The organism is Paraburkholderia sp. BL6669N2 (genome assembly GCF_003387275.1).
Taxonomy (GTDB): domain Bacteria; phylum Pseudomonadota; class Gammaproteobacteria; order Burkholderiales; family Burkholderiaceae; genus Paraburkholderia.
Map to the genome: position 1 here is coordinate 2162074 of NZ_QUNA01000002.1, position 19655 is coordinate 2181728.

18 protein-coding genes and 2 pseudogenes are annotated in these 19655 nt (G+C 62.2%); 13 read left to right on the forward strand and 7 right to left on the reverse strand.

Annotated elements, in window-relative coordinates; genetic code table 11:
* Positions 1 to 12 precede the first annotated feature (12 nt).
* A complete protein-coding gene (locus tag B0G80_RS32175) occupies positions 13 to 303 on the reverse strand; it encodes a hypothetical protein (RefSeq protein ID WP_106282331.1) in 291 nt (96 codons plus the stop codon).
* Between the two features lie 411 nt (positions 304 to 714).
* Here B0G80_RS32175 and B0G80_RS32180 point away from each other — a divergent pair, with 411 nt between their 5' ends.
* Positions 715 to 1050 carry a hypothetical protein gene (locus B0G80_RS32180; RefSeq protein ID WP_116121918.1) on the forward strand — a complete coding sequence of 112 codons (336 nt, stop codon included), beginning with the start codon at positions 715 to 717 and terminating at the stop codon, positions 1048 to 1050.
* 372 nt (positions 1051 to 1422) lie between these two features.
* Positions 1423 to 1668, forward strand: a complete 246-nt coding sequence (locus B0G80_RS32185) for a hypothetical protein (RefSeq protein ID WP_116121919.1) — start codon at positions 1423 to 1425, stop codon at positions 1666 to 1668.
* Positions 1669 to 1713: 45 nt separating this feature from the next.
* On the opposite strand, the gene B0G80_RS32190 is transcribed toward B0G80_RS32185, so the two are convergent.
* Positions 1714 to 2964 carry an arsenic transporter gene (locus B0G80_RS32190; RefSeq protein WP_116121920.1) on the reverse strand — a complete coding sequence of 417 codons (1251 nt, stop codon included), beginning with the start codon at positions 2962 to 2964 and terminating at the stop codon, positions 1714 to 1716.
* A gap of 146 nt (positions 2965 to 3110) precedes the next feature.
* Positions 3111 to 4136 carry a sensor domain-containing diguanylate cyclase gene (locus B0G80_RS32195; RefSeq protein WP_116121921.1) on the reverse strand — a complete coding sequence of 342 codons (1026 nt, stop codon included), beginning with the start codon at positions 4134 to 4136 and terminating at the stop codon, positions 3111 to 3113.
* A 208-nt stretch (positions 4137 to 4344) separates the two neighbouring features.
* On the opposite strand from B0G80_RS32195, the gene B0G80_RS32200 reads away from it, so the two are divergent.
* The 3 genes from B0G80_RS32200 to B0G80_RS32210 all read left to right on the forward strand — a co-directional run bounded on the left by B0G80_RS32200 (position 4345) and on the right by B0G80_RS32210 (position 6187).
* On the forward strand, positions 4345 to 4899 hold the full coding sequence (locus B0G80_RS32200; protein ID WP_106282336.1) for a cytochrome b: 555 nt from the start codon (positions 4345 to 4347) through the stop codon (positions 4897 to 4899).
* An 88-nt stretch (positions 4900 to 4987) separates the two neighbouring features.
* Positions 4988 to 5563 carry a YceI family protein gene (locus B0G80_RS32205; RefSeq protein WP_116121922.1) on the forward strand — a complete coding sequence of 192 codons (576 nt, stop codon included), beginning with the start codon at positions 4988 to 4990 and terminating at the stop codon, positions 5561 to 5563.
* 45 nt (positions 5564 to 5608) lie between these two features.
* Positions 5609 to 6187 (forward strand): YceI family protein, encoded by a 579-nt coding sequence (locus B0G80_RS32210; protein ID WP_116121923.1) that lies wholly within the window; start codon positions 5609 to 5611, stop codon positions 6185 to 6187.
* 106 nt (positions 6188 to 6293) lie between these two features.
* On the opposite strand, the gene B0G80_RS32215 is transcribed toward B0G80_RS32210, so the two are convergent.
* Complete coding sequence (locus B0G80_RS32215; RefSeq protein ID WP_116121924.1) at positions 6294 to 7277, reverse strand: hypothetical protein; 984 nt, start codon at positions 7275 to 7277, stop codon at positions 6294 to 6296.
* 432 nt (positions 7278 to 7709) lie between these two features.
* Here B0G80_RS32215 and B0G80_RS32220 point away from each other — a divergent pair, with 432 nt between their 5' ends.
* The 3 genes and pseudogenes from B0G80_RS32220 to B0G80_RS32230 all read left to right on the forward strand — a co-directional run bounded on the left by B0G80_RS32220 (position 7710) and on the right by B0G80_RS32230 (position 10685).
* Positions 7710 to 8315, forward strand: coding sequence for a hypothetical protein (locus B0G80_RS32220; protein ID WP_258879243.1), 606 nt, complete (start codon positions 7710 to 7712; stop codon positions 8313 to 8315).
* A gap of 359 nt (positions 8316 to 8674) precedes the next feature.
* A pseudogene (locus B0G80_RS32225) lies at positions 8675 to 9575 on the forward strand (hypothetical protein).
* 189 nt (positions 9576 to 9764) lie between these two features.
* Positions 9765 to 10685, forward strand: a complete 921-nt coding sequence (locus B0G80_RS32230; protein WP_116121926.1) for an AEC family transporter — start codon at positions 9765 to 9767, stop codon at positions 10683 to 10685.
* 63 nt (positions 10686 to 10748) lie between these two features.
* Here the strand turns inward: B0G80_RS32230 and B0G80_RS32235 are convergent, their stop codons facing one another.
* Complete coding sequence (locus B0G80_RS32235; protein ID WP_116121927.1) at positions 10749 to 11132, reverse strand: hypothetical protein; 384 nt, start codon at positions 11130 to 11132, stop codon at positions 10749 to 10751.
* Positions 11133 to 11378: 246 nt separating this feature from the next.
* On the opposite strand from B0G80_RS32235, the gene B0G80_RS32240 reads away from it, so the two are divergent.
* The 3 genes from B0G80_RS32240 to B0G80_RS32250 all read left to right on the forward strand — a co-directional run bounded on the left by B0G80_RS32240 (position 11379) and on the right by B0G80_RS32250 (position 13112).
* The gene (locus B0G80_RS32240; protein WP_106282544.1) at positions 11379 to 11822 is read left to right on the forward strand and encodes an Hsp20/alpha crystallin family protein; all 444 of its coding nucleotides are present in this window, start codon (positions 11379 to 11381) and stop codon (positions 11820 to 11822) included.
* 28 nt (positions 11823 to 11850) lie between these two features.
* Positions 11851 to 12258 carry an Hsp20/alpha crystallin family protein gene (locus tag B0G80_RS32245; protein ID WP_106282343.1) on the forward strand — a complete coding sequence of 136 codons (408 nt, stop codon included), beginning with the start codon at positions 11851 to 11853 and terminating at the stop codon, positions 12256 to 12258.
* Positions 12259 to 12548: 290 nt separating this feature from the next.
* Positions 12549 to 13112: an Hsp20/alpha crystallin family protein gene (locus tag B0G80_RS32250; protein WP_116121928.1), complete on the forward strand. Its 564-nt coding sequence runs from the start codon at positions 12549 to 12551 to the stop codon at positions 13110 to 13112.
* Positions 13113 to 13341: 229 nt separating this feature from the next.
* Here B0G80_RS32250 and B0G80_RS32255 read toward each other — a convergent pair whose 3' ends face one another.
* Complete coding sequence (locus B0G80_RS32255; protein WP_116121929.1) at positions 13342 to 15750, reverse strand: PAS domain S-box protein; 2409 nt, start codon at positions 15748 to 15750, stop codon at positions 13342 to 13344.
* A 212-nt stretch (positions 15751 to 15962) separates the two neighbouring features.
* On the opposite strand from B0G80_RS32255, the pseudogene B0G80_RS32260 reads away from it, so the two are divergent.
* Positions 15963 to 17092 (forward strand): annotated as a pseudogene (locus B0G80_RS32260) (ATP-binding protein).
* Here the strand turns inward: B0G80_RS32260 and B0G80_RS32265 are convergent.
* Positions 17055 to 18230 carry an aminotransferase class V-fold PLP-dependent enzyme gene (locus B0G80_RS32265; protein ID WP_116121930.1) on the reverse strand — a complete coding sequence of 392 codons (1176 nt, stop codon included), beginning with the start codon at positions 18228 to 18230 and terminating at the stop codon, positions 17055 to 17057. The pseudogene B0G80_RS32260 and the gene B0G80_RS32265 overlap by 38 nt on opposite strands.
* Before the next feature lie 271 nt (positions 18231 to 18501).
* Between B0G80_RS32265 and dinB the strand changes: the two genes are divergently transcribed.
* Positions 18502 to 19647, forward strand: a complete 1146-nt coding sequence (dinB, locus tag B0G80_RS32270; RefSeq protein WP_116121931.1) for a DNA polymerase IV — start codon at positions 18502 to 18504, stop codon at positions 19645 to 19647.
* Positions 19648 to 19655: the final 8 nt, after the last annotated feature.

The following is a 19655-nucleotide window of genomic DNA, read 5'->3' on the forward strand; positions in this document are numbered from 1 at the left end:
TGCCCGCGGGGCTCAGTGCGCTGCCCCGCGTTCCTGCATGAATGCCTCGATCTGCGGCAGCGTGATGTAGCCCGCCTTCTGCGTATCGATCTCGTCGAAGTGCTTGGCGACCATCGGCATGCCGGCGGCCGCCTGATCTTTGGTGAGCTTGCCATCGTGCGTGGTATTGGCGTTCGCAAAGCGCGATTGCAGCTGCTGCACCATACGCTCCATGCGCTGCGGATTGCCGCCTTGCGGTGCGGCTTGAGCGAACGTAACGGTGGATGCGCAGCACAGCAACACGATAGCGATCAACTTCTTCATGACTGACTCCTTCGATTGAGCCACCGAGCGTCGCCTGCCGTTTGCCGCGATCCGTTTCGATGACAGGCCGAATTCTTGGGGAAGCGCCGTCGCAAGGCAACTTCAGAATCATGTCGATTCATGTCACGGCTTTTAAGGCCTCCCCTTGAGCCGCCACGAACGCCGCCACGAGCGCCACACCGCAATGCAGCATGCGCTTCCATCACCCGCAGCCATGCCGCAGCGCCGCCGTGGCGTGACATGGAATGAAATGAGTTTGCGATGCCGTTTTGACGGCGCTTTGCGTATCTTTCGTCTGCCGGCGCCGTCAGCGCCTCGCCGCAACGGCTGAGTTCTCACGTCACCCGAATCAGCCGGCCCGCTTCTTCACCTGAAGACGCCTCGCGCTGCTCAACGCATCAGGAGTACCAATTGACTATCCGTCTCGTCTGCGCCTCAACTGTCACCGCCATCGGCCTCGTCTGTTCGTCGACGGCGTTCGCCCGCGTGGTCGTCTATCTGCCCGCCGCCGTGGTCTACGCCCCGCCGCCGCGCCCGGTCTACTACTCCGTGCCGGTCAATCCCGTGTACGTGGTGGCGCCGCCGCCAGTGCCCCTGCCCGTGGCGGTTCCGGTCGCGGCCGCCGTGACGGCGCCGAAGCCCATCCCCCTGTACACCACCGTCGTCGTCCCCGCGCCGACCAACTACGCGGTCGTACCCGCCCCCGCGGTGACCTACGCCCAGCCCCTCATGATGATGCCGCGTTAGGCGCGCGTGGCGCGTCATCAGTGAATGTGCCAGTTACAACCCAGGCTGTGGAATCAGCATAGGACATGCTGCCGCCAGCAATGCCTGGTGGATTCCCGTTGTCCTGGGCGCTATCCGGCGGCGTGATGCGAGCGCGAATCCGCGCGGCAAAACTCTGAATGCGCCCTTGGAATAAAGCGCTGCGTCTGGCGGTTATAGAGGAAGGCCGAACGCAGCACGACTCCGTTCCAGACGACGTGGAACATCGCTTGCTCACTGTTCGTTATGACCGGGCGCATGTCCATTCGTTGGACACGTCCGTCCAACCTTGGGACTCTCAAGCGGCCTGCGGGCAGATTTTGGGCAGGCCACCGCCCTTTGCGGATACATCAGATGAACTACCAGGAACTCGACAGGGAGATCGCCCACCTCGAACGCGTATTCGAGATGATCTCCGCCAACGATCGCATTCCGCTGTCCTACTGGCACAGTCGCCTGCGAAATTTGCCCAGACCGATGTTGATGCCGATCCAGCGCGCGCGCATCGCGCGGCTGGAGGCGACGCTGCGCTCGCTGACGGAAGCGGACGAAGCGTCGTTCGCCGAACCGCCATTGCGTCCCACCGGCACGCGGTCGTAACGCGGCGGCCGGGACCGGCCGCCGCCCTCGAAACGGGATGCTCCGTCAACCCGTCAGGATTCGCGCGCCGAGCGCCAGCACGAGCGCCGGCAGCATCACCAGCGCGCCCACTTTCAAAAACTTCATGAAGCTCACGTCTTCGCCTTCGCGGCGAATCGCGTTGAGCCAGAGAATCGTCGCCAGCGAACCGGTAATGGACAGGTTCGGCCCGAGGTCGACGCCGATCAGCAGCGCGTCGATCACACGCTCCGGACTGTGCGCCTGCATCACGGTCGAACTGGCGATCAGGCCCGCCGGCAAGTTGTTCATCAGATTGCTGCCGATCGCGATGACGGCGCCCGCCCAGCCCGCCGTGGCCAGTTCGTGCTGCTGCGCGGCGCGCTGCGTGAGTTGCGCCGCCGCCGTGATCACCCCGGTGTGATCGAGCATTTCGACGAGCACGAACAGCGCGGCGACCAGCGGCAGCACGCTCCACGAGATTTCGCGGATCATCGGCAGCGGCGATTTGCGCTCCAGAATCAGCACGATCAGCGCGGTCAGCGCGCCGAGTATCGCGGTCGGCATGCCGAGCGGAACGTCGAACGCGGAGACAGTCAGCAGCACGGCGGCCGTCACCGCGATGCCCGCGAGCGCCACGCGGCCGCTGGACGACAGCTCGACCGGATCGAGATTCGCCTCGCAGGTGCCGGCGAGCGCGTCGCGCTGGGTCCAGCGCAGCATTACGTAGGTCGCGACGATCGACAACAGCGACGGCAGCGTGAAGCGCATCAGCCAGGCGCCGAGCGCGGGCGTGTGATTGCCGTACAGCACGATGTTGGCGGGATTCGAGATCGGCAGCACGAAGCTCGCCGCATTGGCGATGAACGCGCAGACGAACAGCAAAGGCAGCGGATGCGTCTTCGCCTTTTTGGCGGCGGCGAACACGGCCGGCGTGAGGACGACGGCGGTGGCGTCGTTCGAAAGAAACGCGGTGATCACCACGCCGACCAGATAGACGAGCAGGAAGAGTTTGCGCGGCGAACCCTGGGCATGATTGACCGCGAGCACAGCAACCCAGTCGAACAGACCTTCACGGCGCCCCACTTCCGACAGCAGCATCATGCCGAACAGGAACAGATAGACGTCGGTGCCCTTGCCGATCGCCTCGAGCGCCAGATGGACCGGCAATAGCCCGAGCGAGACCAGCAGCAGCGCGCCGGCCACGGCCCACACGGCTTCGGGCCATTTGAACGGCCGGGTGATGACGCCCGCCGTGGCGGCGGCGGCGATACCCCAGGAGAGGAAAACGGAATTCACGAAGTGAGCCTTGAATCATTGATACGCGCGAGCGCGATATCCGGCCTGGCCGGGCGAACGTGCCGATGAGACGGCGGATGCAGGCGCTGATATAGCAAGTTGCGCGCCCATGGCAGCGCCGGCGCGCGCGCTTCATCCCACGCGCTTCATCCCACTCGGTTGACCGCCGCGATGCAATCGCGGCCGTTGTCCTTCGCGTGATACAGCTGCGTGTCCACCAGATTGACGAAGGCCACCGGATCGGCCGCCGCGGCGGGAATCGTGGTGCCGACGCCGAAGCTGGCGGTGATGGTCTGCCGGAACGGCGAGCGCTCATGCGGGATCTGTTCGGTCGCAATACGGTCGCGGCAACGCTCGGCCACCTGGCGGGCGGCGTCGGCGCCGGTGTTCGGCAGGATCAGCACGAACTCCTCCCCGCCGAAGCGGCCGACAAAGTCGCCCGGCCGAACCGCGTCGGCCAGCACGCTGGCGATCCGCCTCAGGCACTCGTCGCCCTGCACGTGGCCGTAGTAATCGTTGTACGACTTGAAGAAGTCGATATCGACCATGACCAGCGAGAGCGGCGCCGCATGACGCAAAGCCGCGCTCCATTCGCGCTGCAGACTGGCGTCGAACGCGCGGCGATTGCCGACGCCCGTCAAGCTATCCTTGAACGACAGCGCCTCGAGTTCGCGCTGCAACGCCGCCAGCTTCTCCTCGGTCTTCTTGCGCTCGCTGATATCGAACATGAAACCGACCAGCGACTCCACGTTGCCGCGCGCGTCGCGAACCACATGCACCACGTCGCGCAGCCACACGTATTCGCCTCGGCTCGTCAACGCGCGATAGTCCGCTTCGTGATCGGTGCCCGCCTGCGATTGCGCGACACAGAATTCGACCACTTTCTCGCGGTCCTCGGGATGCATGCGCGCGGCCCAATCCTGCACGGTTTTCCAACTGGACGGCGCCCAGCCCAGCAGGGCTTCGATCTGCGGGCCGATATAGGCGAACTCGATGGTCGCCCAATCGATCTTCCACGGAATCGCTTTGGTCGATTCGAGCAACGTGCGGTAGACAGCCGCGTCGTGCTCCATGTAGCCTTCCACCCCGGCCGCGGCAGATGCCGCAGGTGTAGTCTCGTGCCGCAGAAAATCCGCGCTCAGCGCGATATTGTTGTTTTCAAGCCTGTTCATCGGTCCCAACTCTCCTCGCGGTTCAGCCGGCAAATTAACACAGCGGACGACCTCCCGGCCCATTACAGCGGCCGCACCGTTTTATTCCAGCGACATTAGCGTCACGGCTACAACAATCTGTTCCCTTCTCCCCGGCTATTCAGCTTCCATTGGCATCCCTACTATTCGCACTCACCTGCAATACCCGATAACCCTAGAACGTCAAAGTATGAATTCCAGCCCTGTCCGTTCAGACCGCTACCACGGCGCCGCCATTGCCTTGCATTGGCTGATCGCGGCGTTGATCATCTGCGGCTTCTATATCGGCTGGATCATGAGCGATATTCCCGGCTTCACGCCCACCAAGCTGAAGTATTTCTCCTGGCACAAGTGGATCGGCGTGACGGTATTCGTGCTCGCCGTGGCGCGTGTGCTGTGGCGCGCCACCCACCGCGCGCCGGCGCTCGACAGCGCCACGCCCGCATGGCAGAAAGCCGCGGCCCACCTGGTGCACGGCGTGCTGTACGTGCTGATGCTGGCGATTCCGCTGTCCGGCTATTTCTACAGTTCCGCCGCCGGCATTCAGGTGGTGTATCTCGGCATCGTGCCGCTGCCGACCATCATCGGCCCGGATCAGGCGCTCAAGGCGAGCCTGCGCACCGTCCACGTGTTGCTCAATTACACGTTGCTCGCACTGGTTGCGATGCATGTGGCGGCGGCGCTCAAGCATCAGTTCGTCGACCGCGACGGATTGCTGGCCCGAATGATTCCCTTCCTCAAATAACAGCCGGCGATTGGCTACGGCTTGTTGGCAATCTAATTCCCAGCCGTGTGCAATCAACGCACGCAGGTTCGATAGGATGCGTACCACCATGAAAACAACCCTTTACCACTCCGTTCAACGCGCAACGCTCGCCGGCATCGCGGCCTTCTCGCTCTTCGGCGCAAGCCTCGCGCATGCCGATGTCGATGCGAGCAAAAGCAGCGTGATCGCCACCACGAAACAGATGAACGTGCCCGTCGACGGCAAGTTCAGGAAGTTCTCGGCGCAACTGAATTTCGATCCGGCCAGGCCGACAGCCGGCAGCGCGAACGTGTCGATCGACACCGGCAGCTACGACCTCGGCGCCGACGACTACAACAAGCAGGCCCAGGGCAAGGAATGGTTCGACAGCGCCACCTTCCCGGCCGCGACCTTCGTCTCCAGCGCGATCGCGCCGGCGGGCGGCAACCAGTACAAGATCACCGGCAAGCTCACCATCAAGGGCAAGTCGCAAACCGTCGTCGTGCCGGTCACCATCGCCAGCCAGGGCACTACGCAAACCTTCGACGGCGCGTTGCCGATCAAGCGCTCGCAATTCGACGTCGGTACCGGCGAATGGAAAGACACGTCGGTGGTCGCCGACGAAGTCGTCATCAAATTTCACATCGTCGCTTCGAAGAAATAACTCGATACGAAGCGTCGCAGCCCAATCTGAAACCTGGAGAACACCTTGAAGAAACAACTTTCGCTCGCCGCAGGCGCGCTGGCCGCCGCATTGTCGTTCAACGTCATGGCAGCCGATACCTATCAGCTCGACCCGACGCACACCTACCCGAGCTTCGAAACCGACCACTTCGGCGGCGTGTCGATCTGGCGCGGCAAGTTCAAGAAAAGCAGCGGCACCGTGGTGCTGGATCGCGCCGCGAAGACCGGCACGGTCGACGTGACGATCGACATGAGTTCGGTGGATATCGGCAACGACAAGCTCGACGCGGAACTGGTCACGGACAAGTTCTTCGACGCCGCCAAGTACCCGAGCGCCACCTACAAAGGCACGCAGATCCGCTTCGACGGCGACAAGCCCGTGGAAGTAATCGGCACGCTGACCATGCACGGCATCACCAAGCCGGTCAATCTGAAGATCGAGTCGTTCAAGTGCTTCGTGAACCCGATGCTCAAGCGTGAAGTGTGCGGCACGGAATCGACCGCGACGTTCAATCGCGACGACTTCGGTGTCGACTTCGGCAAGACCTACGGCTTCAAGATGCAGACCACGCTGCACATTCAGGCCGAAGGCATCAAGCAGTAAGCGCCTGCCTGTCAGGCTTGCGTTTCGCGGTTGCGGCAACCGGTCTTTCGACCATCACGTTGCCGCGACCCGCCCCTCCTCTCTCCACGTCCGCTCGTTGTTCCGCTCAGCCGCTGATTAGCGCGCGGAACGTGTCCACGCTTTCCGTGTAGGTGCCCGTCTGCCCATTCGACGTCACGGTAATGCCGACCGTCGACGCATCTTTCGGTGTGATGGTCTCGACGGTATCGCTCGTCGAGAGCTGGATCACACCGGCCTGCACGTTGCCGCCGCTGATCGTGACCGGTGCCGGCGTCGCGACATTGAAGGCGATCACCGCGTCGGCCACGTTCACACTGATGCTGCCGCTGGTAGTGAGCATGTCCGTGACCGGATCGGTGCCATGCACGCGCGAGTAATTCAGCGACGTAATCGTGATGGTGCCACTGATGTTGCCTGGGCCCGCCGGCTGCGAACGGCTGAGCGTCACGCTCGGCGCGCTCGCGGTGGTGGTGGTGACGCCCGTCTTCGCGTCGTAGCTCATGGTGAAGTTGACCGTGCCGTTCACCACGGTCGTGCTGTTCGCGGAAACCAGCGTCAACGCGTTGGCCGTTTCAACGGCCGTGTACGACCAGTTGCTCGACGCGCTGCCGACCACGCCCTGCGAACTCTGAATCTGCACGCTCACCGTGCCGGTAATCGAGGCGCTGTTCGATATGCCGGGCGCCTTCAGCTGTCCGACGCATTGATTGAAGCTGACGGCCGCGCTTTCACCGCCTTGCAGGCCGCTCGCGCCCGCGTTCTGTGTCGCCACATTGATCGACCCGCCAGCCGGGCAAGCGGTCGTGCTATTGGGCATCCCCGCGGTGACATCGCTCACTAGCGACTGCACCACCGAGGTATAGATTACCGCGACGCCCGGCCCCGACAGCATGCCGAATGCGCCGGCATGACGCGCGACGTGCTCGCTTTGCACGGCTGAAGACAATTTCAGCACGTTGCTGCCGCTGCCGGCGCTACTGCCGCCCGAGCCGCCGCACGCGCTGAGTAGAACCGCTGCGGCGACCACCACTGCTGCGTCGAACGATCGTGACGTTTGAGACGAAAACATAACTGCTCCAGATCCAGAAAGCCGGTCGCGCACACCATCACGACACACGCAAGACGAAGCGCAACACGCTCCTTTTCTCAGACGAATAGACCCATTTCTCGAGTACCGTGTGCGTGGCAAACGGGTCATCTGCGAGAGTCATTATCAAAGCGCGGCATTCTGTTCGATTCACCGAATATGCCTTTAAAACAGGTCTATTCCGCACACCACTTGCGATTCAGTCGTTCGTTCGGCAGGATTTACAGGTCATAAATTCCGTTTTCTTCAAACCACAAAACTTGAGCGCGAGGAACTGCCATAACTGCCCGCTATTCGTTCCTTTGAACCGCATGGTTAAACCGTACAGTCGCCCCACAGAAATGATCCTTGTCGGGAGACGGTGCGGTGAAACGGGTAATAAATGCAGCTGTGGTCGCGACGTGGGCGACGGCGATGGTGGGAGCGGCGCAGGCGCAGGAAATTTATGTGCATGGCGGCACGCTCGGCGCGGGTGTCGGCGCCGCCTTGCCGCTGAATTCATGGGCGGGCGTGCACGCGGAAATCGAAGGATTCGATCTGTCGCACTCGGTCAACGCCAGCGGCAACGAGTACGACGGCCACCTCAAGCTGTTGCAAGGCGGCCTGTATCTCGATCTGTTCCCGTTCAGCTCCAGCGGCTTTCGCGTGACGGCCGGCGCGCTCATCAACGACGACGAACTGAGCGCGCATGCCGTGCCGAACGCACAAGGCAACTACAAGATCGGCGACGACTTCGTGCCGGCCGTGGGCGCCGCGCCCTCGGCGACGGTCACGCTGCCGCGCGTGATGCCTTACCTCGGCATCGGTTACGGCCACAAGCCGGTCTCGAAAGGCTTCGGCATGACGGTCGACCTGGGCGTGGCATATGGCCGCCCGCGCGTCTCCTACAACGTGCCGGCTATCTATTCGATGTTCACGCCGCAGTCGAACATCGACGAACAGGAGCGCAAGATCACCGACCATGTGGAGCGTTACAAGCTCTATCCGGTGCTGCAGATTGGGGTGAGCTACCGGTTCTGAGCAACCTTGGGAAATGGCAATGAACTCGCCTGCAACCCTTACGGTTGCGGGCTGCTTTGGCACGCACGCGTCCAGCAGGACGAAGGGAATCGCCGGCTGCGCGCCGCTGGTGATCGATCTGTTCGTGGAGGCGACAACCCACGTGTCAAAACAAAGTCTGCAAAAAAATGAAATGAGACTGGCCAGTTGCTTTCAGGCATGCGTGCGACTCATCGCTTCTGCTCGGCCGGGAGATCATGGATCGAAGTGACCTTCGATTCCGCTTCGGCTGTAACATTCATACGACAGGTCGCATTGTGGCGGTGAACGGCCGCGTTGCCCAAGGCGACCATTCATCCAACTGGCAGGAGCGTGTTGTCATGAACATCCAGCGGATCATGCGAATCATCAAACGGCTCGTACTCGTCGTGCTCACGCTGTCGGCTCTCTGGCCCGGCGGCCTCACATGGGCCGACGACAACGCCGCCGCGCTGAGGGGCGAGTACGACACGCTAGCGCCACAGCTGAAGTCGAACGTATTCCATCGTCCAATCCATCTTGATTCGCAGGAAACGCAGAACGCGTTGAAGGGCGATATCTATGCCGTAGTCGATTATCCGTTCGCGACCGTCAACAGCGCCTTCAACGACCCGCAGCGAGGCCCCGCGACCTGGTGCGAAGTGCTGATCCTGCATCTGAACACGAAGTACTGTCATGCCACTTCAGGCAGCAACGGCGCGACCATCAGCATGAACGTCGGCAAGAAGACGGAACAGGAACTTGGCGACACGTCGCGTGTGCAGCTCAACTACCGTTCGGGTCGCGACCAATCCCGACTACTTCCAGGTCGATCTGAGCGCCGCGGAAGGACCGCTCAGCACCAGGGACTATCGCATCGTGCTGGAAGCCGTCGATATCGGCAAAGGGCGCACGTTCCTGCATCTCACGTATTCGTACGGATTTGGCATGGCGGGACGCATCGCGATGAAGACCTATCTCGCGACCATCGGCAGCGCGAAAGTGGGCTTTACGCAGGCGTCGAACGGCGATTACGTGGGCGGTGTGCGCGGCCTCGTCGAGCGCAATACGATGCGCTATTACCTCGCCATCGACGCGTACCTGGGCTCGCTTTCCCTGCCCGCCGACAAACGCGTCGAGCAGCGCTTTGCGACATGGTTCGATGCGACAGAGCAGTACCCGCGCCAATTGCACGAGGTGAGCCGGCAAGAGTATCTGCAGATGAAAAAGAACGAATACCAGCGCCAGCAAACGGCGCAATAGAAGAACCGGCGGAGGTCGCCGCGTGCAGGTCGAGAAGCCGGTTGCGGCGGGACCGCGCCACCGTCGATGACCGGTCGTCGGCTTGAGGCTAGCACTGCGTTGCCCGTCGCACTACGTTTTCTCCGATAATGACGTCCGGCCAGGGATGAGCGTTGATGCGCCCAGGTCCCATCGCTACAGGAGATCGCGATGCATCTCGCCGGCACAATACTTCCGATCTTCGCCATCATTCTAACGGGGTGGGTTGCCGGCGCCTCGGGCTACATGCCGCGCGCGCTGGCCGCGCCGCTGATGCGCTTTGCCTACTACGTGGCGATGCCCGCGTTGGTCTTCCTGACGATCGCCGACCAGTCGCTTCACTCGCTCCTTGACTGGCGCTTTCTGGCCGCGTTCGGCGGCGGCTCCATGATCTGCTTCGTGGCGGTCATGATGTTCGTGCGAACGGCGTGGAGCGCGGGCGTCGCGAAGAGCGGAATACTGGCTGCAGCCGTGTCGATGACCAACACCGGATTCGTCGCGCTCCCCATATTGAAGACGCTTTTTGGCCAACCGGGCGTACTCGCGGCGGCGATCGCGACCGTCTTCGTCGGCGCCGTCATGTTTCCGATACTGGTTCTGCTGCTCGAAATCGGGCGCTACGATACGTCGGGCAACATACGGACGGCTGCGCTGTTGCGGCAGATCGCGACCAATCCCGTCATTCTCGCGACAATCTTCGGACTGCTTGCGTCGATCCTCGGTCTGAAGCTGTACGGACCGGCCGTGTCGTTTCTCACCATACTCGGCGAAGCGTTGACGCCATGCGCGCTGTTCGCAATCGGACTCGATCTGACAATCGCCGAACTGCGCGAGCGGCTGGGTCTGTATGCGTTGCTGACGGCCCTCAAGCTGGCCATCATGCCGCTCGTGGTCTATGGCCTTTGCCTTGCGTCCGGGCTCGACCGGACTGCGACCATTGCCGCCGTCGTGTGCGCTGCCGTGCCCACAGCCAAGAGTGCGTATGTGCTCGCGGTCGAATACGACGTCGAAAAGAACGTAGTGGGTGCCGTGATCTCGATGTCTACACTCTTTTCAGTCCTCACCTTGCTCGCGTGGCTTTACGTTTTGTAGCGCGCAAGCCACCGCAGCAGCCATCCCGACAACCGCGCTCCCGGCCGTCGTTCTGCCGGGCGATCACTGGATCGGCGGCACCACGCCAAGCTTTTCGGCCAGCATTCTCTCGTAGACACCGAAGTGCAGATCGACCTCCTCCTGCGTCACTACAGTCACCAGAATATTGATCTGCGCGGGTTGCAGACCCAGGACTGTCGCGATCGCCGCTTCCAGTTGCGGCGCGCAAAGGCGGTCGTCGGCAAACGTGGTGCCGACAGCGATTTCGTAAGCGGATTCCCGGTGGAATACCACTTCGACCAGGCGCGCGCGGGCGCTCATATTGTTGTCGATTGCCAGCCGGATGACTTCGACCGCGGTGCGCATCGTCTCGGTCGGAAAGCCCTTGGTTGAGCGCAGCCGGATCCGGTGCCGTCCCAGTGTCAGCCAGTCGTATTCGAATTCCATGGTGTCCTCGCATGGTTCGTCAGGGGTGTCCTGGAGGTAGGGATGCGGCCGCCCAAATTCAAGGATAAAAAGTGGCGATACCCTCTTGAAATTTCCGCGCGGGATTTCTATCTTGAATTCCGCTGAGGCAGTCGCGCCAGCAGTCCGGCGCGCTGCGTGTTTCTATTTGTTTGCCCGCAGCACGGCAGACGGACTGGAGCGCGTAGACCGGTTCGTCTTCCTGCTGGCTTGAAGGAGGAAATGACCATGAGCGATCTCTACTTCGGGACCGATCTTTCCAGCGAGCTAGACCGTCTGCAACGGCAGATGGCGAGCCTGTTTGGCGGCTTCCCGTCCAGCATCCGTTCCGGGCGCTCCGGCGCGTTCCCGCAGGTCAACATCGGCTCGACCGACGACTCGATCGAGATCGTCGTGTTCGCGCCGGGTGTCGATCCGGCGAACCTCGATGTGTCGATCGACAAGGGACTGCTGACCATCAGCGGCGAGCGCCGGACCCCACAGCCGGAAGCGGCCGGCGACGACACCCGTACCTATGCGCAGGAGCGCTTCGCCGGCGCATTCCGGCGCGTCATTGAACTGCCGCAGCACGCGGACCCCGACAAGGTCACGGCGCAGTACACCAATGGCTGCCTGACCGTGAGTATCGGCAAGCGGGAAACATCAAAGCCGCGGGCCATCACCGTTCAATGAAACCGGTCACAGAACTGAGGAGGACATCATGAACGACACCACAGAACTTGCCAGGAAAGACGAAAAGGCGGTCGAGCGGCGCGCGGACGACCCGTCACAACGCCGGATCACGCTCACGCCGCCCGTGGACATCTTCGAGGATAGCCAGGGCGTCACTCTGTGGGCGGATTTGCCCGGCGTGACAAAGGACCGGCTCGATGTGAAGGTGCACGACGGCAACCTGTACATCGAGGCAGAGGCAGTCGTACCCACGCCGGCGGAACTGCGCCTGCACCACGCGGAGATCCGCCAGCCTCACTTCGCGCGGGCGTTCGCTCTTGGGGTTGACTTCGACCCGACGAAAATCGACGCCAACCTGAAGGACGGAGTGTTGACGCTGAGGATACCGCGCCGCGACGAAGCCCGGCCGCGGCGGATCGAGGTGCGCACGACCTGAACCCGGCAGACAGGCGACAACCACAGGAGAGAGCCCGGTGGCGGCCACCAGGCCGCCACCTTCGAATGTGGAGGTCAGGACGTCGGAGTGAATGCACTGGCAGCGCGCCGGCAATGCCGCTACGTCGGCTGCCGAGAGATGACCCGCTCGCCGCGCGAACGAGGAGTGTCGACGGCCGCGCACAGGTAACCGGAAACATCGACGCTCACGCCACTGTTCGCGCCGGATGACCGGCATCCGGCTCTCCTGCCAGACTGGCCTTAAGGAGAAAACTACCGGAGGAAACTACGATGAACACGGATCTGAAGAAGTGGAATCCTTTTAAATTCCTTCGACGCGCAGGGCGCAAGTCCGATGCGGACAGCCCGGAAAGCCCGCCGGCCACCGACCCGTGGCGCGCCTCCTGGCCCGACCTGCCGGGATTGTTCATGCGCGAACCGTGGCGCGTCGTGGAGGAGTTCTTTCACGACCCCTTCGCGGGCCGCGGCGCGCTGGAACGATGGTTTGGGGACTTCAGTTCATCGCGCTTCCAGCCGCGCATCGACGTGGTCGACGAAGGAAAAGTGCTGCGCGTGACCGTCGAACTGCCCGGAATGCAGCGGGAGGATCTGACCGTCACCGTCGAAGATGGGGCGTTGGTGTTGCGCGGCGAGAAAAAGCAGGATGTGCGCAGCGAGGAAGACGGATGCTACCGGCTCGAGCGCGCCCATGGCAGCTTCGTGCGTACGATCCCGATGCCGGAGAACGCCGATCCCGATCATGCGCTGGCAAAGTTCGACAACGGTGTGCTCACGTTGACCGTGCCGAAATCGGAGCCGCTGCGGTCCGTGGGCCGCACGATTGATATCGGGTAGCCCGGACGCCGGCAGGAAGCCGTCATCAAGGCTGATTCGGAACTTTGTCTCATGGACGCACGCGAGCGCGACCGTGTGATCGCGCTGCTCGCCGAAAAAAAGAGGGGCCGCACGGTTCTTTACGTAGCGGCCCCACGCTCAGTTCGATGGGCATCGACGGCAATTCGCGCTGCGCCATACAACATCGATTACCGTCTGGCGACCGGGCCGCGCCACGGAGCCTGTGCTTTCAATTGTCCCGTGTCCGCGCCTGTCCATCGCCGGCGCGCCGCTTCGCCCTTGAGCTGTGGGCCGGCGGCAAGGCGGCGCGCAACTGGTCAAGCGTGAACGGTTTGCGCAGCGCCGACCATTCGAAGTCGAACCTCTCGTGCTCCGGGACAACGTTTCCGGAAGCGAAAATGATCCGGAGTGCCGGGCGGGCGGAAGCCGCGCGTCGCGCGAGCTCGGTGCCCGACATGTCCGGCATGATGACATCCGTGAACAGGACGTCGTAGTCGTCCGCTTCCAGCGCATTCAGCGCCGCCGCCGCGCTTTCTGCGCGCCGCGGACGCATCCCGATCAGCATCAGCAGTTCGCAGGTTGCGTCCAGCGATGCAACGTCGTCTTCCACGACCAGGATGCGCAGGCCCTCGCCGTTTCCGCCCGGCCCGACCTCCTCGCCTCGACGCGTATCGGCCGCACCCGCTCCGGTCGCTTCGGTATCGCTTTTACCGAGCACCTGTCGCACCTTGGAGGCGAGCTGCTGGCGGCTGTACGGTTTGCTCAGCAGTTCCACGCCGGGATCGAGCCGGCCACCATGCACGATCGCGTTCTGCGTATAACCCGACGTGAAAAGCACCTTCAATTCAGGCAGCATCTGGACTGCCCTTCTGGCCATTTCCGGACTGCGCAGTGCGCCGGGCATCACCACGTCGGTAAACAGCAGATCGATGTGCACGCCGCTCGCCACGACGCTCAGTGCCTGCTCTGCGTCGTTGGCTTTGAGTACCGCATAACCAAGACCGCTGAGAAGTTCAACGACGGTCGCCTGGACCTTCAGATCGTCCTCCACGACCAGGATCGTCTCGCTGCCGTGCTTGAGGACACCCCCGGTGTTACGCCTGGTCTCAACCGCCGTGCCGCTCGAGCGGGGCAGATAGATCCTGACGGTCGTTCCCTCACCGAGCTCGCTATAGAGGCGGATATGGCCGCCACTCTGCTTGACGAAGCCGTAGGCCATGCTCAGGCCGAGGCCCGTGCCGCGGCCCTCCGGCTTCGTGCTGAAGAACGGGTCAAAAGCGCGCTCAATCACTTCCCGGCTCATGCCGGTCCCCGTGTCCGTGACGGCCAGCATCACATACTGCCCGGCTGAGACGTCGGTAAGCGCTGAGACGTACTCGTCGTCGAGCGTCGCGTTGGCGAGTTCAAGCGTGAGCTTGCCGCCGTCCGGCATCGCGTCGCGCGCATTGATGGCCAGATTCAGGATCACGTTTTCAAGCTGATGGGGATCGGCGATGGTATTCCACAGGCCGCCGGCCACGACGGACTCAATCTCGACCCGCTCGCCTAGTACCCGCCGCAAGAGGTCGTCCAGCGCCTGCAACTGACGCGCGGGGTTGATGACGACGGGCTCAAGAGGCTGCTGGCGACCGAAGGCCAGCAATTGCGACGCGAGCTTCGCGCCGCGATCGACCGCGTCGAGCGCGTTGCCCAGCCGCTCGGCGCTCCAGCCGTCGCGGCCGTGCCGGCTTTCGAGCAGTTCCAGATTGCCGCGCATGACCTGGAGAACGTTGTTGAAGTCGTGCGCCACGCCGCCCGTCAGTTTGCCCAGGGCTTCCATCTTCTGTGCCTGGAACAGGGCTTTCTGCGTTTGCTCGAGTTGCTCGCTGGCGCGCCGTCGCTCGGTGATGTCGCGTGTGATTTTTGCAAATCCGACCAGCTCACCGTTTTCATGAATGGCGTCTATCACGACATGCGCGAAGAAACGGCTTCCGTCGCTGCGCACGCGCCACCCCTCGGCCTCGAAACGTCCCTCCCGCCGCGCCGTGCCCAGGCCCCGGAAGGGAACGCCCGCCGCGACATCCTCCGGGGTGTAGAACCGGGAAAAATGCGAGCCGATGATCTCCTTCTCGGTGTAGCCCTTGATCCTGCGCGCCCCCGCGTTCCAACTGGTGATGTGCCCGTCGGGCGAGAGCATGAAGATGGCATAGTCGGTAACGCCCTGGACCAGCAGCCGGAAGCTGCGCTCGCTCTCGAGTACCGCGTCGTGAGCGGCCTTCTTGTCGCTGACGTCGCGGACCACCTTGCCAAAACCGATGAGCTTGCCGCTGCTATCGCGCAGCGGTGTCATGACGACGTTCGCCCAGAACGACGTGCCATCCTTGCGCACGCGCCAGCCCTCCGCGATGTAACGCCCGCCCTCGGTGGCGGCGCGCAGCGCGGCCTCCGGCGCGCCCGCGGCACGCTCGGCCTCGGGGTAAAAAAGGGCAAACGAACGGCCAATAATTTCGTCGGGGCGATAGCCTTGAATGGATTCGCCGCCCGGGTTCCACGTGAGCACCGTGCCTTCCGGCGAAAGGGCGAAGATGGAGTAGTCCTGGGTGGATTCGGCCCAAAGCCGGAGCCACACAGAGCTGAAGGCATCGGATTGCGCGGTCATGGAAGTCTTTTTTAGATGAGGCATGCGGTGGATCTGCCCGTCGGGTGCCCGGCAACAATAGATGCGGGCGCACTTTAGTCCAGATACGGTAGCAATTATCGAACCCGGTGCAGCGAGAAGCCGATCACTGCACCAAATGGGCGACGGTTCGGATACGATGATCAGAATTCGGGCCGCCGGCCCGCCACGAAGTTGCCGCTTTCGGAACAAACATGCGACTGGCTCAGTTCATTTCGCAAGAAATGGAAGCAATTCTCGCCGAGTGGGAATCTTTTGCCGCGACATTGCTGCCCGCCGCCCAAGGCATGACCTCGCGAGAACTACGGGACCATGCGCAGCAGATCCTGGAGGCGATTGCGAAAGACCTGTCTACCCCGCAGACCAGGCAGGCGCAGTTCGCAAAGTCGCGCGGACGCGTGTCGCCGGTGATCGACGCGCCTGAAACAGCTGCTCAGACGCACGCGGTGCTTCGTGCCCGTGGCGGCTTCGATATCAATCAACTGACTGCCGAATATCGCGCCCTGCGCGCCGCGGTGCTCAGGTTATGGCTGGATAGCGGCGGCCCGCCGACAGATGAACTCGACGACGTGATCCGGTTTAACGAAGCCATCGACCAGGCCCTAAGCGAGTCGGTGAGTTTTTTCACGAACCAGGTCGACCAGAGCCGTAACCTGCTGCTGGGTATGCTGGGTCACGATATGCGAAGCCCGCTGCAGACCATCCAGGTCACCGCGCACCACCTCGCGAGACTGAACGACGGCCAGGAAGTATCCACCGCAGCGGCCCGGTTGATCCGAAGCGGCGCCCGCATGCAGGCGCTTCTGGATGACATGCTGGACTTCAGCCGGACCAAGCTCGGACTGGGCATCCGCGTGACGCAGGCGCCGGTCGATCTTGGCACGCTGGTGGCCGACGAGCTGGACCAGTTGTGCGCCGCGCACGCGGGCCGGAAGGTCGAGCTTGAGATCGCCGGCGATACCCGAGCCACGTGCGACGGTCGGCGCATCCAGCAGATGCTGGGCACCTTGTCGGAAATGCGTTCAAGTACGGAGAGCCGGGCGCCGCTGTGAAGGTGCTGGTGGCCGGGAACGGTGAGGACGTGTCGATTGAGGTGGTAAACCAGGGTCAGGCAATACCGCCGTCAGCACTCCACCGTATTTTCGAGCCTCTTGAGCGCGGTCCCGTTGCGGAAGGCGGGCCGGGCGCCCAGGATAGCCTGGGACTTGGGCTCTACATCGCCCAGGAAATCGCCCGGGCTCACCGCGGCGATATCAGCGCCCGCTCGGACGAGGCCGAGACGGTATTTACGGTGCGCCTGCCGCGTCATTCTGCGAGTCCGTAAAACGCGGGTGCAGGTTAATACGATCCAGCGCCTTCGCAAGCCTCTCCACCGCACCGTCAACGTCATGCAGTTTGTCCAGGCCAAATAACCCAATGCGGAAGGTCTTAAAATCCTCTGGCTCGTCACATTGCAGCGGAACTCCAGCCGCGACCTGCAACCCTGCATCCGCGAACTTCTTGCCGGATCGAATCCCATCATCGTCCGTGTAACTGACAACCACGCCCGGAGCCTCGAAGCCTTCGGCCGCCACGCTTCTGAAACCGTTGTCCGCAAGGAGTGCGCGAACGCGCTTGCCGAGTTCAAGCTGCTCCGCTCGCACTTTATCGAAGCCGTATGTCTCGGTCTCCTTCATGACATCGCGCAAGATCGCGAGACCGTCCGTGGGCATCGTTGCGTGGTAAGCGAACCCGCCGTTCTCGTAGGCTTCCATGATCTGCAGCCATTTGCGAAGATCGCAAGCGAAACTGGTGCTTGTCGTTCCGTCGATCCTTTCGCGGGCAAGCGGGCTTAGCATGACCAGCCCGCAGCACGGTGAGGCGCTCCAGCCCTTTTGCGGCGCGCTGATCAGAACGTCGATGCCGCTCGCCTTCATGTCGACCCAGACCGTGCCGGAGGCAATGCAATCCAGTACGAACATGCCGCCGACGGCATGCACCGCGTCGGCCACCGCGCGCAAATAAGCGTCCGGCAGCATGATCCCGGAGGCGGTCTCGACATGCGGCGCAAACACCAGATCCGGCTTGTTTTCCTTGATCGCAGCGACCACGTCTTCGATCGGCGGCGGCGCGTAGGCCGCCTGTCTCCCTTGTTCGACCGGGCGCGCCTTCAGCACGATCGATTCAGACGGAATGCCGCCCATGTCGAAAATCTGCGTCCAGCGATAACTGAACCAGCCATTGCGGATGACCAGACACTTCCTGTTCGTTGCGAACTGCCGGGCAACGGCTTCCATGCCGAAAGTCCCGCTGCCGGGCACGACCACGGCCGACTTCGCGTTGTAGACCTTCTTCAACGAATCGGAAATATCGCGCATGACTCCCTGGAAGAGTTGCGACATGTGATTGATGGATCGGTCGGTGTAGACGACTGAATATTCAAGGAGCCCCTCGGGGTCGACATCGGGAAGTAAGCCTGGCACGTTGGTCTCCGGTTTTAGAAATATACGGATCGAAAACAGATTCTAACGAAAGCAATCTATGGCTGAGGCAAAAAGCATTCTGCCGCTCGGATCGAAGCGCCAGACAGTTCGCGAGGCCCTACGACCTGACAAAAACACTGTATGAATGTACAGTCTAGGTATTTGCGCCGCGGAACGCGACTTCTCGCTATATCGACGTTCATGACTGGGGTCCAGATAAGCGCCCTATTGGCCAAGCCAGACCGTGAACGCTATTTTTGAGTATCAAGGCATGCCAGATGACAGGCGCATAGCCCATATTGACATGGACGCATTCTTTGCGTCCTGTGAACTTTCGCAGTATCCGGAGCTGCGAGGCCAAGCCATGGTGGTTGCCGGCCGTCGTTCGGACGCGCCCCGAACGAACGCCGATGGGACGCGTGAATTCGCGCGCTTACGCGACTATACGGGCAGAGGCGTCCTGACGACCGCAACCTACGAAGCACGAGCGCTCGGAGTTCATTCCGGGATGCCCACCATGCAGGCAGCCCGGCTGGCGCCGGATGCCATTCTCCTTCCAGTGAACTTTGATCTCTATCGAACGTACTCACGACTGTTCAAGGACGCAATCCGGTCCGTCAGTCCGACAGTCGAAGACGTGGGCATCGACGAGGTCTACGCCGATCTATCGCTGCTGAACGACGAATCGGAGCAAATTGCACGGAAGCTGAAATCCGCCGTCTTCGAGGCGACCAATCTCACATGTTCGGTCGGCATTGCGCCCAATAAGCTTCTGGCAAAACTATGTTCGGACATCCAGAAGCCAGACGGAATCACCATTCTGCGGCGTGAGGATCTGCAAGCCAGGATCTGGCCAATGGCTGCGGCAAAAATCAATGGTATCGGGCCGAAGGCTAACGCCAAGCTGACGTCTCTCGGGATAACGACCATCGGTGACATTGCCGCATGCAGCGAACAATGGCTAATCGAACAGTTCGGACGGAGCTATGGGGCATGGCTTCGCAGAGTCTCCCACGGGCTCGATGACAGGCCAGTGGTCACTTACAGCGAGCCTGTCTCGATGAGCCGCGAGACCACCTTCGAGCAAGACCTGCACGCCGTACGACACAGGCAGGAACTCGGTACCGCATTTACCCGTTTATGCGAACAGGTGGCGTCGGACTTGCAGCGTAAAGGCTATCTCGCGCGCAGGATCGGGATCAAGCTTCGCTTCAACGACTTTCAGACAGTAACGCGTGACGTCACGCTCCAGGAGCCGGTTGCGGACGCCAAGGCACTGCGCCACGCGGCCACCCAATGTCTGAAACGGGTTGAACTTGTTAAATCCATCAGGTTGCTGGGCGTGAAGGCAGGCGGCCTCCAACGTGCGGGAGCGACAGAAAGCGACGCGCCGGCTCAGTTCACGCTGGATTTCTAGTCCATGTA

Bases quoted from the DNA above. Each gene is read 5' to 3' on its own strand.
- B0G80_RS32215 (WP_116121924.1), bottom strand. From the start codon at position 7,277: ATGTTTTCGTCTCAAACGTCACGATCGTTCGACGCAGCAGTGGTGGTC.
- dinB (WP_116121931.1), top strand. From the start codon at position 18,502: ATGCCAGATGACAGGCGCATAGCCCATATTGACATGGACGCATTCTTT.
- B0G80_RS32250 (WP_116121928.1), top strand. From the start codon at position 12,549: ATGAACACGGATCTGAAGAAGTGGAATCCTTTTAAATTCCTTCGACGC.
- B0G80_RS32255 (WP_116121929.1), bottom strand. From the start codon at position 15,750: ATGACCGCGCAATCCGATGCCTTCAGCTCTGTGTGGCTCCGGCTTTGG.
- B0G80_RS32205 (WP_116121922.1), top strand. From the start codon at position 4,988: ATGAAAACAACCCTTTACCACTCCGTTCAACGCGCAACGCTCGCCGGC.
- B0G80_RS32235 (WP_116121927.1), bottom strand. From the start codon at position 11,132: ATGGAATTCGAATACGACTGGCTGACACTGGGACGGCACCGGATCCGG.
- B0G80_RS32245 (WP_106282343.1), top strand. From the start codon at position 11,851: ATGAACGACACCACAGAACTTGCCAGGAAAGACGAAAAGGCGGTCGAG.
- B0G80_RS32200 (WP_106282336.1), top strand. From the start codon at position 4,345: ATGAATTCCAGCCCTGTCCGTTCAGACCGCTACCACGGCGCCGCCATT.
- B0G80_RS32195 (WP_116121921.1), bottom strand. From the start codon at position 4,136: ATGAACAGGCTTGAAAACAACAATATCGCGCTGAGCGCGGATTTTCTG.
- B0G80_RS32220 (WP_258879243.1), top strand. From the start codon at position 7,710: ATGGTGGGAGCGGCGCAGGCGCAGGAAATTTATGTGCATGGCGGCACG.
- B0G80_RS32185 (WP_116121919.1), top strand. From the start codon at position 1,423: ATGAACTACCAGGAACTCGACAGGGAGATCGCCCACCTCGAACGCGTA.
- B0G80_RS32230 (WP_116121926.1), top strand. From the start codon at position 9,765: ATGCATCTCGCCGGCACAATACTTCCGATCTTCGCCATCATTCTAACG.
- B0G80_RS32175 (WP_106282331.1), bottom strand. From the start codon at position 303: ATGAAGAAGTTGATCGCTATCGTGTTGCTGTGCTGCGCATCCACCGTT.
- B0G80_RS32240 (WP_106282544.1), top strand. From the start codon at position 11,379: ATGAGCGATCTCTACTTCGGGACCGATCTTTCCAGCGAGCTAGACCGT.